17 protein-coding genes and 1 pseudogene are annotated in these 15152 nt (G+C 63.8%); 7 read left to right on the forward strand and 11 right to left on the reverse strand.

The annotated features are described in order from the left end of the window. Positions 1 to 77: 77 nt before the first annotated feature. Complete coding sequence (locus G6P99_RS27650) at positions 78 to 1301, forward strand: c-type cytochrome (RefSeq protein WP_029081711.1); 1224 nt, start codon at positions 78 to 80, stop codon at positions 1299 to 1301. A 132-nt stretch (positions 1302 to 1433) separates the two neighbouring features. Here the strand turns inward: G6P99_RS27650 and G6P99_RS27655 are convergent, their stop codons facing one another. After that, the gene (locus G6P99_RS27655) at positions 1434 to 2075 is read right to left on the reverse strand and encodes a trimeric intracellular cation channel family protein (RefSeq protein WP_165128999.1); all 642 of its coding nucleotides are present in this window, start codon (positions 2073 to 2075) and stop codon (positions 1434 to 1436) included. Positions 2076 to 2233: 158 nt separating this feature from the next. Between G6P99_RS27655 and G6P99_RS27660 the strand changes: the two genes are divergently transcribed. Further along, a complete protein-coding gene (locus tag G6P99_RS27660) occupies positions 2234 to 2671 on the forward strand; it encodes a hypothetical protein (protein ID WP_051346350.1) in 438 nt (145 codons plus the stop codon). 64 nt (positions 2672 to 2735) lie between these two features. Here G6P99_RS27660 and G6P99_RS27665 read toward each other — a convergent pair whose 3' ends face one another. Further along, positions 2736 to 3554 (reverse strand): isocitrate lyase/PEP mutase family protein, encoded by an 819-nt coding sequence (locus tag G6P99_RS27665; protein WP_165124053.1) that lies wholly within the window; start codon positions 3552 to 3554, stop codon positions 2736 to 2738. 82 nt (positions 3555 to 3636) lie between these two features. Next, on the reverse strand, positions 3637 to 3945 hold the full coding sequence (locus tag G6P99_RS27670; RefSeq protein WP_029081713.1) for an NIPSNAP family protein: 309 nt from the start codon (positions 3943 to 3945) through the stop codon (positions 3637 to 3639). A 107-nt stretch (positions 3946 to 4052) separates the two neighbouring features. On the opposite strand from G6P99_RS27670, the gene G6P99_RS27675 reads away from it, so the two are divergent. Together G6P99_RS27675 and G6P99_RS27680 are read left to right on the forward strand one after the other, a co-directional pair. Next, entirely contained in the window at positions 4053 to 4748 is a 696-nt protein-coding gene (locus G6P99_RS27675; RefSeq protein ID WP_050402286.1) for an ArsR/SmtB family transcription factor, read from the forward strand. Between the two features lie 242 nt (positions 4749 to 4990). Continuing rightward, the gene (locus G6P99_RS27680; protein ID WP_029081715.1) at positions 4991 to 5260 is read left to right on the forward strand and encodes a GCG_CRPN prefix-to-repeats domain-containing protein; all 270 of its coding nucleotides are present in this window, start codon (positions 4991 to 4993) and stop codon (positions 5258 to 5260) included. Positions 5261 to 5326: 66 nt separating this feature from the next. Here the strand turns inward: G6P99_RS27680 and G6P99_RS27685 are convergent, their stop codons facing one another. Next, on the reverse strand, positions 5327 to 5638 hold the full coding sequence (locus G6P99_RS27685) for a twin-arginine translocation signal domain-containing protein (protein ID WP_029081716.1): 312 nt from the start codon (positions 5636 to 5638) through the stop codon (positions 5327 to 5329). A 289-nt stretch (positions 5639 to 5927) separates the two neighbouring features. Between G6P99_RS27685 and G6P99_RS27690 the strand changes: the two genes are divergently transcribed. After that, on the forward strand, positions 5928 to 6278 hold the full coding sequence (locus tag G6P99_RS27690; RefSeq protein ID WP_165124055.1) for a cupin domain-containing protein: 351 nt from the start codon (positions 5928 to 5930) through the stop codon (positions 6276 to 6278). A 189-nt stretch (positions 6279 to 6467) separates the two neighbouring features. Here the strand turns inward: G6P99_RS27690 and G6P99_RS27695 are convergent, their stop codons facing one another. From G6P99_RS27695 to G6P99_RS27705, 4 genes and pseudogenes are all read right to left on the reverse strand, one after another. Next, the gene (locus G6P99_RS27695; protein WP_029081718.1) at positions 6468 to 6815 is read right to left on the reverse strand and encodes a hypothetical protein; all 348 of its coding nucleotides are present in this window, start codon (positions 6813 to 6815) and stop codon (positions 6468 to 6470) included. A gap of 79 nt (positions 6816 to 6894) precedes the next feature. Beyond that, entirely contained in the window at positions 6895 to 8490 is a 1596-nt protein-coding gene (locus tag G6P99_RS27700; protein WP_029081719.1) for an AAA family ATPase, read from the reverse strand. A gap of 162 nt (positions 8491 to 8652) precedes the next feature. Beyond that, positions 8653 to 8730: pseudogene (locus G6P99_RS47730) on the reverse strand (hypothetical protein); the annotation flags it as partial. A gap of 46 nt (positions 8731 to 8776) precedes the next feature. After that, positions 8777 to 10309: an acyl-CoA carboxylase subunit beta gene (locus G6P99_RS27705; RefSeq protein ID WP_029081720.1), complete on the reverse strand. Its 1533-nt coding sequence runs from the start codon at positions 10307 to 10309 to the stop codon at positions 8777 to 8779. A 163-nt stretch (positions 10310 to 10472) separates the two neighbouring features. Here G6P99_RS27705 and G6P99_RS27710 point away from each other — a divergent pair, with 163 nt between their 5' ends. Then, positions 10473 to 10874 carry a DUF4260 domain-containing protein gene (locus G6P99_RS27710; protein ID WP_029081721.1) on the forward strand — a complete coding sequence of 134 codons (402 nt, stop codon included), beginning with the start codon at positions 10473 to 10475 and terminating at the stop codon, positions 10872 to 10874. 222 nt (positions 10875 to 11096) lie between these two features. Here G6P99_RS27710 and G6P99_RS27715 read toward each other — a convergent pair whose 3' ends face one another. Continuing rightward, positions 11097 to 11960: a DMT family transporter gene (locus tag G6P99_RS27715; RefSeq protein ID WP_029081722.1), complete on the reverse strand. Its 864-nt coding sequence runs from the start codon at positions 11958 to 11960 to the stop codon at positions 11097 to 11099. Positions 11961 to 12128: 168 nt separating this feature from the next. Here G6P99_RS27715 and G6P99_RS27720 point away from each other — a divergent pair, with 168 nt between their 5' ends. Then, entirely contained in the window at positions 12129 to 13484 is a 1356-nt protein-coding gene (locus G6P99_RS27720) for a PLP-dependent aminotransferase family protein (RefSeq protein WP_165129001.1), read from the forward strand. Positions 13485 to 13510: 26 nt separating this feature from the next. On the opposite strand, the gene G6P99_RS27725 is transcribed toward G6P99_RS27720, so the two are convergent. Further along, complete coding sequence (locus G6P99_RS27725) at positions 13511 to 14167, reverse strand: carboxymuconolactone decarboxylase family protein (RefSeq protein ID WP_029081723.1); 657 nt, start codon at positions 14165 to 14167, stop codon at positions 13511 to 13513. Positions 14168 to 14252: 85 nt separating this feature from the next. After that, entirely contained in the window at positions 14253 to 15065 is an 813-nt protein-coding gene (gene blaOXA, locus G6P99_RS27730; protein ID WP_029081724.1) for a class D beta-lactamase, read from the reverse strand. Positions 15066 to 15152 lie beyond the last annotated feature (87 nt).

The following is a 15152-nucleotide window of genomic DNA, read 5'->3' on the forward strand; positions in this document are numbered from 1 at the left end:
CGCCGTTTCGGTTTCTGTCGCAGGACAGGCCCGCGGCGAAATGGCGTAACGCGTCTTGCGGACCGGAAGGTGATTGGATGCGGCGACGACATCGAGCGACGGGTGCGATTCTGGCCGTTGTGCTGTTGTGCAGTGCGTTCGCGGCCCGCGAATGCGCGGCTCAAGCCACCGACGACGTCATCGCCCGCGGCAAGGCGCTCACCATCGCCGGCGACTGCGCGAGCTGCCACACCGCCGACCCGGCCAAGCCGTTCGCCGGCGGCAAGCGGATCGACACGCCATTCGGCGCGGTGTTCTCGCCGAACCTCACCCCCGACCGCGATACTGGCATCGGCGGCTGGAGCGACGACGATTTCCTTCGCGCGCTGCGCAGCGGCGTCTCGCCTGGCGGGACGCATTATTATCCCGCCTTCCCCTATCCCTCTTTCACCAAACTGATCCGCAACGACATAATCGCGATCCGCGCCTATCTCGCGACGCTCGCGCCGGTCAGCAACAAGGCGCCTCCGCCGGAGCTGCGCTGGCCGCTGAACTATCGCGGGCTGATGCGGGCGTGGAATTATCTGTTCTTCACACCCGGCATCATCCAGCCGGATCAGAGCAAGGGCACTGAATGGAATCGCGGCCGTTACCTCGTCGAGGGCCTCGCGCATTGCGGCGCCTGCCACACGCCGAAGAATGCGTTCGGCGCCGACAAGCGCGACCAGGCGTTCGGCGGCAGCACAGTCCAGGGCATGTTCGCGCCCAGGCTCGATGGCGCTGCGCGCAGCGGGCTGAAATCCTGGAGTGCTGGTGACATCGCCGAATATCTGCAGAGCGGCCGCAACGGACACAGCCACGCCGGCCCCCTGATGTCCGAGGTGGTAGTCAATTCGACCTCGAAGATGAGTGACGCCGATGTGCGCGCGATCGCGGTCTATCTGAAGAGCCTGCCGGCCGGCGCACCGGAGCCTGCGGTCACCCCGCCCTCGCCTGCGCAGATGAGCAATGGCGAGCGGATCTATCGCGGGGCCTGCATCGCCTGCCATGAGCTCGACGGCTCGGGCGCGCCGCGGATCTATCCGCCGCTGCCCGGCAACGCCAATCTGCAATCGGCCAATCCGGCGAGCACACTACGCATCATCCTCGACGGCGCCCAGACCGTGACCACGCCGCGCGCGCCGAACGCAGGCTCGATGCCGGCCTATCCGAAGCTCACCGACCAGGAGGTCGCAGACGTCGCGACCTACATCCGCAATGCCTGGGGCAATGCGGCACCGGCCGTCACCGCAGACGAGGTCGCCAAGATGCGGACGAAATAGGTATCGTGTCCCGGGCGCGGCGCGAAGCGCTGCTCCGCAGAACCGGGACCCACCTGGCTCATCGGCTGACATGGGCCCCGGACGCAGCGCACCGCGAGCGCGCTGCGCTGCGTCCGGGGCGCGAGTAGCCAATCACCGCTCCTCGCCGCTGAACACGAATTTCGGCATCTCCCATTTGTAGCGGATCGCCAGCATCCGGAAGGTCAGGCCGAGCACGAAGGTCAGCACGGTCCAGACCGGTGGGTTGAGGTTCAGACCGAACGCGGTGGCATAGAACAGCCCTGTGACCACGGAGACGCTGGCGTAAAGCTCGCTGCGAAACAGCAGCGGCACCTCGTTGCAGAGGATGTCGCGCAGCACGCCGCCGGCGCAGCCGGTGATCATGCCGGAGACGATCACGATCGGCAGCGAGGCGTCGACCTGCCAGGCGATATCGCAGCCGGCCATGGTGAACACCACGAGCCCGATCGCATCGAGCACCAGGAAGGCGAGATTGAGCCTGACCACCAGCCGCGCCAGCAGGATGGTGGCGAAGGCGCCCGCCGCCGCGATCGCGAGGTAGATCGGGTGCTTGACCCAGAGCAGCGGATAATGCCCGAGCAGCACGTCGCGGATGGTGCCGCCGCCGAGCGCGGTGATCGCACCCAGCATGCAGACGCCGGCCCAATCCATGCTGCGCCTGCCGGCCGCCAGCGCCGCCGTCATCGACTGCGCCGCAACCGCGATGAACGAGAGGATGTGCAGCACCGAATCGGTGGGCGGCATGGTCCACATCGGAGAGGCCTCATGGAACAGGTTCGGAACCGTGGAATCGGCGGTTCCATCATGAACGGGTTGCAACATTGGCGCGGAACATCCTCGCGCGCCAGCAATTGTCTCCCGCGTCTAGCCTTTGTTTCTAGCCTTTGGGGGGCAAACGGAGGAACTTTGAAATGGCTTACCAACCTGACGATCCGTATCGCGCCAACCTGACCGATGAGGAAATCCGCCGTCAGGCGCGCTTCAACAGCCTGGACAACGAGCTGCAGCCGGATCCGGAACTCCAGGACGGACCGGCCAGCAGCACCAAGGTCACGATGTTCGCAGTTGCGGTGGCCGTGGTGCTCGGCGCACTGTTCTACGGGTTGAACAACACGTCGGTGCACGAAGCCGGCACGACGCCGTCGACGCAGACCGCGCAGACCCAGCCGGTCAATCCGGCCGCGCCGCCTCCGGGCATGCGCGACGTGACGCCGAAGTCGAACAGCCAGCCCGGCATGACCACGGGCGCGGCGCCGGCCAGCCCCGCGGCACCAGCCAACCCGCCGTCTGACATGAACAATTCGGACATGAACAAGCCGGCCGCCCCGCCGGCCGAGAATGCGAAGTAACGAGCGCCGATACTCACCAGGCGCGAGCAGCGGGCCCCAGCGGCCCGCTGCTTTTTTGTGACGGCTACTTGAACATCTTGTTGAGCTCGCCGCCGGGATAGGCGTTGGCGAATTCGGTGAAGGTGCCCTTCTCGGCCATCTCCTTCGCCGCCTTCATCACGCCGGTCCAGGCCATCCGCGCCAGTGCGCCACCGACGCTGATGCGGCGCACACCGAGATCGGTCACCGCTTGCAGCGAAAGCTCGGATGGGCCGCCGATCAGGAGATTGACCGGCTTCGGCCCCACCGCCTTCACGACTGCGGAGATCTCCTCTCTGGTCTTGATGCCAGGCGCGTAGAGCACGTCGGCTCCGGCGTCGGAATAGGCCTGCAGCCGCTCGATCACCAGATCGAGGTCCTGCTTGCCCCACAGGAACGCCTCGCAGCGGCCGGTGAGCAGCACGCCGCTGTTGTCGGCATCGATGGCCTTGCGCGCCGCCTTGATGCGCTCGACCGCGAGCTTGTGCTCGAACAGCGGGTTGGCGGCGTCTCCCGTGGAATCCTCGATCGACAGCCCGGCGACGCCGGTCTTGACGCCGCGCGCGACGTTGACGGCGACCTTGTCGGGCTCGACCGCAAAGCCGCCCTCGAAATCCGCGTTGACCGGAATATCGACCGCCGCACACACCGCGGTCAGATGATCGCAGACATCATCGACGGTGACGCGGTTGTCGGCCTTGGCGATGGTCCAGGCAAAACCCGCGCTGGTCGAGGCCAGCGCCTTGAAGCCGAGATGTTGCAATGCGCGGGCGCTACCGACATCGAACGGGTTCGGGATGATGAAGCATCCGCTCTCGTGCAACTTCTTGAAGGCGGCGCGTTTGTCAGCAGTTGGCAGTGGCATGGGTCGCTCCCTGATATCGTTGGCCGCGCAGAGATAGGCACGCACAGGGCAACACGCCAGTGTGCTCGGCGAAGCGCAATGGCTAAGCCCCGACCTTGCGCAAAAATGTCCGCTCCTCCGCGAGGATGAACCGGTGTTCCTCCGCGAAGCGGAAGTTCGCCATGCCCTCGCTGTCCTGGCGCAGCCGCGCGCGATAGGCCTCGTAGGCGGCGAGGCTTTCGAACGAGATCAGCGCGAAGCCGATGTTGTTGGTGCCCTCATGCGGCATCCAGTAGCCGAGCAGGTCACCGCCGCAGCGCGGAATGATCGAGAGCCAGTTCTTCGAATATTCCTCGAACATCGCGCGCTTGAACGGATCGAGCTGGTAGCGGATGAAGACGGTGATGGTCATTGGCGGCCTCCTGATTTGTCCGTCATTGCGAGCGCAAATGACGAGCCTGCTTCCGACGCTGACACTACCCGCTTGTCCGACACCAATGCTTCGGCTATCATCGAACTATGAAAGCAGGACCCGACATCTCCCGGATCGCCGCTTTGGTCGGCGATCCCGCACGCTGCAACATGCTGACCGCGCTGATGACCGGCCGCGCGCTGACCGCGAGCGAGCTCGCGCAGGAAGCCGGCATCACGCCGCAGACCGCGAGCTCGCATCTCGCCAAGCTCGAGGCCGGCGGGCTGATCGAGCCCGAGAAGCAAGGGCGTCACCGCTACTATCGGCTCTCTGACCCCGACGTCGCCGACGTGCTCGAAGGCCTGCAGGGCATCGCCGCCCGCGCCGGCCACATGCGGGTGCGCACCGGGCCGAAGGATCCGGCGCTGCGCCGTGCCCGCATCTGCTACGACCACCTCGCCGGCGATCTCGGCGTGCAGATGCTCGACAGCATGAGACGGCAGAAGCTGGTGCGCCAGAGCAAGCAGGCGATCGAGCTCACCGGCGAAGGCAAGCGCTTCATGGCCGAGGAGTTGCAGATCGACGCGGATGCGCTGACGCATCCGCGCCGTCCGGTGTGCAAGGCCTGCCTCGACTGGAGCGAGCGGCGGCACCATCTCGCCGGCACGCTGGGCGCCGCGATGATGGACCGCTTCACTGAGCTGAAATGGGCCGCGCGCGATGCTGCGCCGGGCAGCCGCGTGGTCAATTTTTCGCGAAACGGCGAGAAGCGGTTCGCCGCGCTGTTCGGCGCGGGCGAGTAGCATCGCGCATTCCAGCGGGCATGCGCGCACCGCCTTCGCGCCTGTGAAATATTTCGAATTGATGCTGAACCTGCTTGCGGCGCGCTGACGCAGCCGTGAGCTGCAACATTCATGTCGCATTCAGCCCGCAACATTAAGGTCGGCGACATCGGGCACGGCTTCTGCAATGATCCGGCCGGGCGAATCGGTAAGTAAAAGTTTGTTGCGGTGCCGCAGCGCGGCCCAATTAAAAAGGAGAAGACATGAAGTATCTTTTTGCAGCAGCAGTTTTGGTGACGACCGCATTCGCCGGCATCAGCGCCGCTGATGCTGCCGGTGGCTGCGGCCCGGGCTGGCACCGCGGCCCCTATGGCGGCTGCGTCAGGAATCGTGGCCCCGTCGTCGTCGCTCCGGGCGCGGTCGTGGTTGAGCGCCCCATCGTCGTCGCACCCGGCCCGGTCGTGGTCGCGCCGCGCGTCCGCGCCTGCCCCTACGGCTTTGCCTGGCGCTACGGCCGCTGCCGCCCGATCTGATCGCGGCGCACCTGCGCAAACAAAACCCCGCCTCGCGCGGGGTTTTTCTTTGATATCAAGTCAATGTCACCAGCGGCGCCAGTGATGATGACGCCAGTGATGCCGGCGCCAATGGCGGCGGCGCCAGCCCCAATGCCTGTGGTGCCAGCGCCTGTGATGCCAACCCCAGTGGCGATGATGCCAGCGCACCTGCTCGGGCTTCAGGCGATCGACCTCCTCGCCGGTGGTGACGGCCGAATGCGCATCACCAGCCGCTGGCGCACGTGCATCCTGATTGAGCGGAAGCGGCGCGAGCGGCGCGGCCTGCGCGGTCGCTGCGAACGTCACCGCACCGGCGGCGACACCGAAGGCGATCTTCAGAAAATCCCGGCGTTCCATGAGTGTTTTCCTTTGCTGCTGCGTTGGACCAAGGCGTCAGCCAGTTTTTTCGCCACGGCCTGAACGCTCGCTGAACCGCGCGTTCAGCTTTCGCGGAACCCTATGCGTCGCGGCTGCGTTCGCGATGTTGTGACGTCACATAACCATCACGCCGTCATCTCCTCCGCGAGCACGAGGAGATCGCGCGCGTCACGCTATCGCGTCGTGCCCGTCATGCCCATTCGGCCGGTTTCGCGCTGCATCGAACAGGACTAGCATCGCGGCACAAGACCATCTCCGGGAGGCCGCCATGAAGCCAGGACAACCGATCACGGATGCCAGCCACCTCTACGAAGTCGAGCGCCGCGCCCAGCACGCCGCCCGCCCCGGCTTCCGCATCACCGAGCTGCAGCTCTCGCCGACCCAGAAGGTGCCGTGGCACACCCACAGCAACATCCCCGACACGTTCTACGTGCTGGAGGGACAGATGCGGCTGTTCCTGCAGGAGCCGAAGGAGGAAGTGAACCTGAAGGTAGGCGAGGTCTACGCCGTGAAACCGACCCGCCCTCACCTCGTCACCAACGCCGGCACGACGTCGCTGACGTTTTTGGTGCTGCAAGGCGTCGGCGACTACGATTACGTGCCGCTGGCGTCGCATTAGGGGGACGCAACTCCCTCCGCTGTCGTCCCGGCCTAGTGCGCAATTGCGCACGGGAGCCGGGACGACCCATAACCACAGCGCTGCGTTGTTGAAGCAAGCTGTGGCCCCAACATCGCGCAAACGGCGCGCGCCGCACCGATAGTCCGGCCCCCGGATATCGCTGCGCTCATCCGGGCTACGATCATCGCGTCACATCAACTTCAGCGGCGCATCATGAACCAGGCGCAGGTCGATGGCCCCGATCAGACGCGCACGACGCGCCTCGGCGGTGCTGATCGCGGCCTCGGTCTGCCGCAACGTGCTGACATTCGAGCCAAGCGACACGATGCCGCCGAGCACCAGCGCAATCGATCCGAGCGCCGCGGTCTGACCGGCCCCGAACAGGCCAAGCAGCGCGACGAACAGCAATGCGAAGCCACCCAATATCGCGACCTTCGACCCGAGAATGATCCGCCGCGATCGTTCGGCGCTCTCGGCAAGCTCCTCGATCCGCGCTTCGATCTCAGAAATATCGTCGGTCGGATCGTCTTCGGTCATCGGACAGCCCTCGTTGCGACGTCGGCTATAGCGTCGACCTAGCTATTTCGAGTTGCGATGGGTTGCACTTCGCCAGCTTCTACGCATCAAGCTTCGGCACTAGTCCAACAACATAATTGATCAGTTCATCAAGAAATCTGTGATCATGTTCGACCAACCACTTGGTAAGTGCAACAGAGTGCAACGGCTTTCGGTAAATCTCCTTCGCGCCGGAGATATCTTGGAAGAGCTGCTCCAGCAACCGAGGCGCGTCGACTCGCGCGAGCCATTCCGGAGACAAAACTTCATACTCTTGCGCCTTTAGTCTCTCATCCTTCCCGTTCTCAAGTATCCATTCGTGCACTTGGCTTGCTGTCAGCACTCCTCCGAATGTCTCGGTCGCGTTGAGTACACTGCAAATCGCGACCGGATGGATGAGGTAATTTTCATAGCAGCGACGATCCAAGAAATGCAGCACACTCCCAAATGCACGTTCGAGATTTTCTTGGTCCTTTATACTTCGCTGATCTCCGTCCAGCGAAACTGCGACAGTAGTTGGAAGGATGGAATGAGCCGAGCTAAGGTTTCGATAGATGTCCGCGACGATCGCTCCGTGTCGACTTTCCAAGTCCCCTGTATTTCGGAGAGGAGCGAAGGTCAGTCCTGAGCCTGGTACACGTCCTCCTGCGGCCAAAAGAAGTGGGAAGCACTGAACTTCAGTCGGCCCCTCGACCCAGAGCACGTTGTCGGCACCAAATACGTCTGAAAGCTGCGCGCCTAACTCACTCAGGACCTGCTTGATACTGGCAAAGTCTGACCTGGTGACTTCGGTGACAACTGTTTTTTCCTTAGCGAACTTAAGTGAATAGAAGCGGTCCGGCTCCGACGACGCCAAAATTTCCGGAGAGTGCGTCGATATGATGTATTGATTTGACCTGTCTTCCTTCAAAATGCCCATCAGTGATTTAGCTGCCCGCGGATGAAGAAAGCTATTTGGCTCGTCAATGACGATGACATTGCCACTTGATCTCATAACCACATACAGGATCGATAGAATTTGACCGACCCCCGTTCCACACTCGGCCAGCGGGATGGCTAAATCATCTCTCTTCGTAGAGTCTGGAACATTCCAAATTCGAACTTCGACTTGGTTTCCGTGCACACTTGAGGGCGTCACGCTGATCCATTTCACAGCCGGAATGACTCGAGCTACAGCGTCAACGTACTCGGCAAAGGCTGTTCGATTCGCCTGCAGTACATTCAGCACTTCGGCGAGATTATCTGCATTGGAATTGAGTTGTGTTGACGAGCCGAAAGCATACTGGTTCCGCGGCACACGTTGGGCGTCAAAAAAATATATTGATTGCTCCAGTCTCGGTGCAATGCTGGCGGCAAAACTGTCATTCTGTCCGGGAGCGAGTTGCGTGGCGAGAATGTCATTCTTCTCCTGTTGTGCCACGACATGTAGAAACGCTGCGGTTCCCGGACCATCTAGCTCGAAGAGGTTTGTTGAAGGGAAAGGAGATTGAGTCCAACCGGGGCCATTCTTATCTCCGGCGATTGACCTCGCCGATACTGTAAGTTCCTCCATATTCAGCAGTCGGTCTAACACCTCCTTCTGCGACGCACCTGAAGCCCACTCCAAAGGGATTGGTACATCTAAATTCAGGTTGTACGCCAGAATGACGTCGCGCACCTCCCGACCCGAAACACAAAACCGGAAATCTACAGACGAAGTGGGATTAGAAGGCTCGCTCTTTCGCAGGGCAGAGCTCCTATGCGGTGCTCCGCGATATTTATTTGCGAGCGCACTCAGGAGTGCCGATTTCCCTGAATGATTTGCACCCACCACAACGTTCATATGCCGATCGAAATTGAGCCGACCGCTTTGTTCAAACGATTTGTAGTTCCTTATCTCGACAGACTTAATCCACACGCGCCCAGCCTTTCGGATCGGATGTTAGCCTACGAGCGCATCCCCCTCACAACGGCAAATTGTCGTGCTTCTTCGCGGGGATCTCGACCTTCTTATCCCTGAGCATCGCCAGGGCCCGCGCGATCCGGCGGCGGGTCGAATGCGGCATGATGACGTCGTCGATGTAGCCGCGCTCGGCGGCGATGAAGGGGGACAGGAAGCGGTCTTCGTATTCCTTGGTTCGCGCGGCGATCTTGTCGGGATCGCCGATGTCACTGCGGAAGATGATCTCCACCGCGCCCTTGGCGCCCATCACCGCGATCTGGGCGGTCGGCCAGGCGTAGTTCATGTCGGCGCCGATTTCCTTCGAGGCCATGACGTCGAAGGCGCCGCCATAGGCCTTGCGGGTGATGATGGTGACGAGCGGCACCGTGCACTGCGAATAGGCGAACAGCAATTTCGCACCGTGCTTGATCAGGCCGCCATATTCCTGCGCGGTTCCGGGTAAGAAGCCCGGCACGTCGACGAAGGTGACGATCGGGATGTTGAAGGCGTCGCAGAACCGCACGAAGCGCGCGGCCTTGCGTGAGGCATCGCTGTCGAGCACGCCCGCCAGCACCATCGGCTGGTTGGCGACGAAGCCGACGGTGCGGCCGGCGATGCGGCCGAAGCCGGTGACGATGTTCCGGGCGAAGGTCTCCGATATCTCGAAGAAGTCGCCCTCGTCGACGACCTTGAGGATCAGTTCCTTCATGTCGTAGGGCTTGTTCGGATTGTCGGGGATCAGCGTGTCCAGGGACGTGTCGACCCGGCCGATATCGTCAAAGCTCGGCCATTCCGGCACGCCGTCGGTGTTGTTCGACGGCAGAAAGTCGATCAGCCGGCGCATCTGCAAGAGAGCATCGACGTCGTTCTCGAACGCGCCGTCGGCGATCGAGGAGCGCGTGGCGTGCACCGAGGCGCCGCCGAGCTCCTCGGCGGTGACCACCTCGTTGGTGACGGTCTTCACCACGTCGGGGCCGGTGACGAACATGTAGCTGGTGTTCTTCACCATGAAGATGAAGTCGGTCATCGCCGGCGAATAGACGTCGCCGCCGGCGCAGGGGCCCATGATGACGGAGATCTGCGGGATCACGCCGGAGGCGATGACGTTGCGGCGGAACACGTAGGAATAGCCCGCCAAGGCAGCGACGCCCTCCTGAATGCGCGCGCCGCCGGCGTCATAGAGGCCGATGATCGGCGCCCTCGCCTTCATCGCCATGTCCTGCAGCTTGGTGATTTTCAGCGCATGGGTTTCCGACAGCGAGCCGCCGAACACCGTAAAGTCCTTGGCGAACACAAAGGTCTTGCGGCCGTTGACCGTGCCCCAGCCGGTGACGACCCCGTCGCCGGGAACCTTGGTCTTCTCCATGCCGAACTCGGTCGAGCGGTGCTCGACGAACATGTCGAATTCCTCGAACGAGCCCTTGTCGAGCAGAAGCTCGATCCGCTCGCGGGCGGTCAGCTTGCCGCGGGCGTGCTGCGCCTCGATGCGCTTTTCGCCGCCGCCCAATTTGGCGCCGGCGCGCCGCTCTTCGAGGGTGTCGAGGATGTCTTTCATTTGTTTCCGCCCGTGTTAGCTACAGTCCGCGTCCCGGCGCCAGCCGGGGTCCCGCTTCGTTCGGAAATGGCTTTAGCACGGCAATTTCGGAACCGGAAAGCCGCTTGTGGGCGGTATCGGGCGCAAAAACGGTAGGATTTTCCGACATGTGGGGGAGACAGCGATGACCGAAACAACCGTGACGGAGACCGGCACGGCAACCGGCGGGGTGCGCACCCTGCTCCGGCTGGAGGGCCTGGTGCTGTTCGTCGGGATGACCGTGCTCTATTACAAATGGGATGGGTCCTGGCTGGTCTATGTCCTGCTGTTCCTGGTGCCGGACTTAAGCTTTGCCGCCTATCTCGCCGGCCCTCGCGTCGGCGCCATCGCCTACAACGCCGCCCACACCTATCTGGCGCCGGTGGCGCTGATGACGCTGGGCTTTGCCGGCGAAGGGCCGCTGGTGCTGTCGATCGCGATGATCTGGCTCGCCCATATCGGGATCGACCGCGCGCTCGGCTATGGGCTGAAATATTCGGTCGGGTTTAGCACCACCCACCTCGGCCGGATCGGCAAATCGCCATAGCCCGGTCTATCCGGGAGGAGCTTGAAGCGATGACGTCCCGGCGAGCGATTTTGCCTGAACCTTTGCTGGGGCAGGCAGACCTATAACTGCCAGGGATTTTGCAACACCCTTCCTGGGGCTAGGACCAACGCCGCCCGCGGATATTTCAAGCGGACGGCGTTGTGTTGTGGGGCTGCGATTTGGCTCGTGGCGCCTGGCCCCCCCGGGCCTCCTCCACCCCACTCAAGCAAACCGGCGCGCGAACACGACGCAGACCACGACCAGCATGGTCGCTGTTATCATCGACCAGGCGACCGGCTCGTGCAGCAACAGCCCGGCCAGCGCGAGGCCGAAGAACGGTTGCAGCAATTGCAGCTGGCCGACGCTGGCGATGCCGCCGATGGCGAGCCCGCGATACCAGAACACGAAGCCGACCAGCATGCTGAAGATCGAGACATAGGCGAGCCCGAGCCAGGCCGGCGCGCCGATGCCGTCCCAATTCGGCGGCAGCGTCATGATCGTCATCAGCAGTACCACCGGCGCCGAGAGCACCAGCGCCCAGGAGATCACCTGCCAGCCGCCGAGCCGGCGCGACAGCGCCGCACCTTCGGCATAGCCGAGGCCGCAGACGACGATCGCCGCAACCATCAGGAGATCGCCGGTCAGCGACGCCGATCCGTCGCCCGACAATGCGAAGGCTGCGACCGTCGCGCTGCCGATGCAGGAGAACAGCCAGAACAGCGGCTTCGGCCGCTCGCCGCCGCGCAGCACTGCGAATACGGCGGTCGACAGCGGCAGCAGCCCGATGAACACGATCGAATGCGCCGAGGTGATATGCTGCAGCGCCAGCGCGGTCAGCAGCGGAAAGCCGATCACGACGCCGAGCGCGACGATGACGAGCGAGACCAGGTCCTTGCGCTGCGGCCAGGGCTGCCGCAGCACCGCGAGCAGCGCGGCACCGAGCAGCGCCGCGATCGCGGCGCGCGCCGAGGTCAGGAACAGCGGCGAGAACCCGGCCACGGCGACGCGGGTGGCCGGCAGCGAGCCGCTGAAGATAATCACGCCGAGCAGGCCGCTGCCCCAGCCCTCGATCGAAGCCTTGTCCATCACACCTTGCCTTCCGACCGCCGAACATAGCGGTCGGGGGCTCGCCAAGGCAGCTACAGATCAGTACAATATCGCAAAACTGTATGGATGAAGGTAGGCATACACTTGCAACAGCCATCCGATGCGCCGCAATCCGATCCGCCGAAGGCGACGCGGACCACCGACGTGATGAACGCGATCCGCGCCAGGATGGCGAGCCGGGCGCTGGTGGCTGACGACCGCCTGCCCTCGATCCGCGGCCTTGCCGCCACCATGGGCGTCTCGCCCTCCACCGTGGTCGAGGCCTATGACCGACTGGTGGCCGAGGGCCTGATCCGGCCCCGGCCCGGCTCCGGCTTCTATGTCTCCTCAACCGCACTGCCCCCGCTCGCTCTCGCAAAAGACCAGCCGCAGCGCGACCGCGCCGTCGATCCGTTCTGGGTGTCGCGGCAATCGCTCGATGCCGAAGACGGCGCGCTGAAGCCGGGCTGCGGCTGGCTGCCGGCCGAGTGGATGCCGACCGAAGAGCTGCGGCGCGCGTTGCGCGGCCTGGCGCGCGCCGACGACGCCGTGCTTTCCGACTATGGCGCGACCCGCGGCTCGCTGGCGCTGCGCCGCATCCTCATGGCGCGGTTTGCCGACGAGGGCCTCGAGGTGCCGCCCGAGCAGCTCCTGCTCACCGCGTCCGGTACCCAGGCGATCGATTTGGTCTGCCGCTTCCTGCTGCGGCCCGGCGACACCGTGCTGGTCGACGATCCCTGCTACTTCAATTTCCGGGCGCTGCTGCGCGCACATCAAGTCAAGATCGTCAGCGTGCCCTACACCGCTGTTGGACCCGACGTCGCAAGCTTCGAGGCGGTGCTGGCCGCCGAGCGGCCACGGCTCTATGTCACCAACTCGGCGCTGCATAATCCGACCGGCGCGACGCTGTCGCCGCAAACTGCGCACCGCGTGCTGAATGCCGCGGCGGCCCATGATGTGACGATCGTCGAGGACGACATCTTCGCCGATTTCGAGCCGGAGCCATCGGCGCGGCTCGCGGCGCTCGACGGGCTCAACCGCGTGATCCGGATCGGCAGCTTCTCCAAGACGTTGTCGGCCTCGGTGCGCTGCGGCTTCATCGCCGCTCGAGCTGACTGGATCGAGGATCTCGTCGACCTCCAGGTCGCGACCGGTTTTGGCGGCCCGAGCGCGGTCGCAACCGAGATCATCGCAAGCGTGCTGTCGAGCGGCTTCTACCGCAAGCATGTCGAGGAGCTGCGCCGCCGCCTCGCCCGCGCCCGTCGCGACGTCGGCGACAAACTGCAGCGCATCGGCATCGAGCCCTGGCTGATGCCGCGCGGCGGCTTCTATCTGTGGTGCGAGTTGCCCGACGGCCGCGACTCCGCCGACGTGGCGCGCGCAGCGCTCGCCGACAATGTCGTGCTGGCGCCCGGCAACGTGTTCAGCGCCTCGCAGACGGCCGCCGCCTTCATGCGCTTCAACGTCGCGCAATGCCGCGACCCGAAGCTGATGCCGGCCTTGCTGCGGGCGATCGGGCGGTAGCACGCACCCGATCGCCGCGGCGTTCGCTACTTCTCGCCGACCTTGAACGGCTCCTCCTTGCCCGGCGGCACGGTCTCCTCGGCCATCGCCAGGATCATCGCGACCATCACGTAATTGCCGGCGAGCGCGGTGAGGTCGACGATCTGCTGATCGTTGAACAGCTTCTTGGCCCGCGCAAAGGTCTCGTCGGAGACCTTCTTGGTCGTGGTCAGCTCGGTGACGAAATCGTACACGACGGCCTCGTCCTCGGCCATTTTCGACGGCCGGTTGCCGGCCTTCAGCTCGGCGATCACGTCCGCCGACAGACCTGCCTTAGCCGCGAGCGGCGCATGCGCGAACCACTCGACCTGCGAGCGCCATTGCCGGCCGATGATCAGGATCGCGAACTCGTTCAGCCTGGTCGGCACCGAGGTCTGCCAGCGCAAATAGTAGAAGAGATCGTAGAGCCGCTGGCCGAGCACCGGACTCCGGATGATCGGATTGTAGGGGCCGCCGATGCCGACGCTCGACACCTTCATGATCTGCTCGCCGAGCGGCTTTTGCAGGTCGTTGAGCTGCTCCATGGTGAGCTGCGGGAAGCGCGGCTCCTTGCTGGTGGCCGGCACTGAGAACATCGTGGCCGCGAGCCAGCCGCCGGCCGCGGCCAGCGTGAGCGACGACAGCCAGACGGATGCTGATTGCATGATTTCCTCCGGTTCTTGCTTTTGTCGGAGGATGCTAGTCGAGGCGCGCGGCCACGACCAGCCGCGGCGCGCGCAGGTCAGCCCGTCACAACGCGACGATATCGGTGAGGCATTGCTGCGTGACGCTCATCCGCGCGTCGATCTGCGCCTGGGTCTTGCAGTCCATGTTCATCGCGAACACCGTGACGTCACCGCCCTTCTCGGCCCAGCCGACCAGCCAGCCGAGCGAGCCGTGCTCCTTGTCGGTCAATCCGGTCTTGGCGCGAATGACGGCGTCACCGACTTTCGTCACCGGAAGGATGTCGCACACCAGTTGCTGGCTGCGCTTGCCGACCGGCAACACGCCGCGGCGCAGCCGGTCGAGGAAATCGATCTGCTGCACCGGATCGATCCGCAAATTGCCGGTCACCCAGAACTGATCGATGCCGCCGCCGATGTCGCGGTTGCCGTAGTCGATGATGTCGATGTACTTCTTCATCCGTTCCTCGCCGATCCGGCGGGCGATCTCCTGAAACACCGGAAATGCCGATACCGCGAGCGCCGAGCGCAGCGTGTGATCCTTGTTCCAGGCCTCGATGCTGCGGGTTGTGCCGTCCCACTTGAAGACGTCCTTGTCGGGGTCCTGCACCACGCCGGTCTCGAGCGCGATCAGCGCGTTCGGGATCTTAAAAGTCGAGGCCGGTAACTTGCCCTCGCCCGAGCGAACCTTGTCGCTCGCGATAATCAGATAGTCGTCGATCTTGTAGCCGACGAAGGTGCCTTCGGTGCCGAGATCGAAGAAGCGCTTTGCCAGATCCTCGCGAAACTCGCTGCGCTGGTAGGACACGTTGGCGAAGCTGCGCGACGGCAAGATGCAGGCGGTAGCAAGCAGACCGAGCGCATGGCGACGATGGATCACGACAGGACCTGAAACGGTTCGGGTTGACGACGATGCTGATGCCATCGTGGTGAAAGGATGGCAATAAGGCTTGCTTGTTTGACGCGT

The sequence above is a fragment of the Bradyrhizobium sp. 6(2017) genome (assembly GCF_011058295.2).
In the GTDB taxonomy this organism is placed as follows: Bacteria; Pseudomonadota; Alphaproteobacteria; order Rhizobiales; family Xanthobacteraceae; genus Bradyrhizobium; species Bradyrhizobium septentrionale.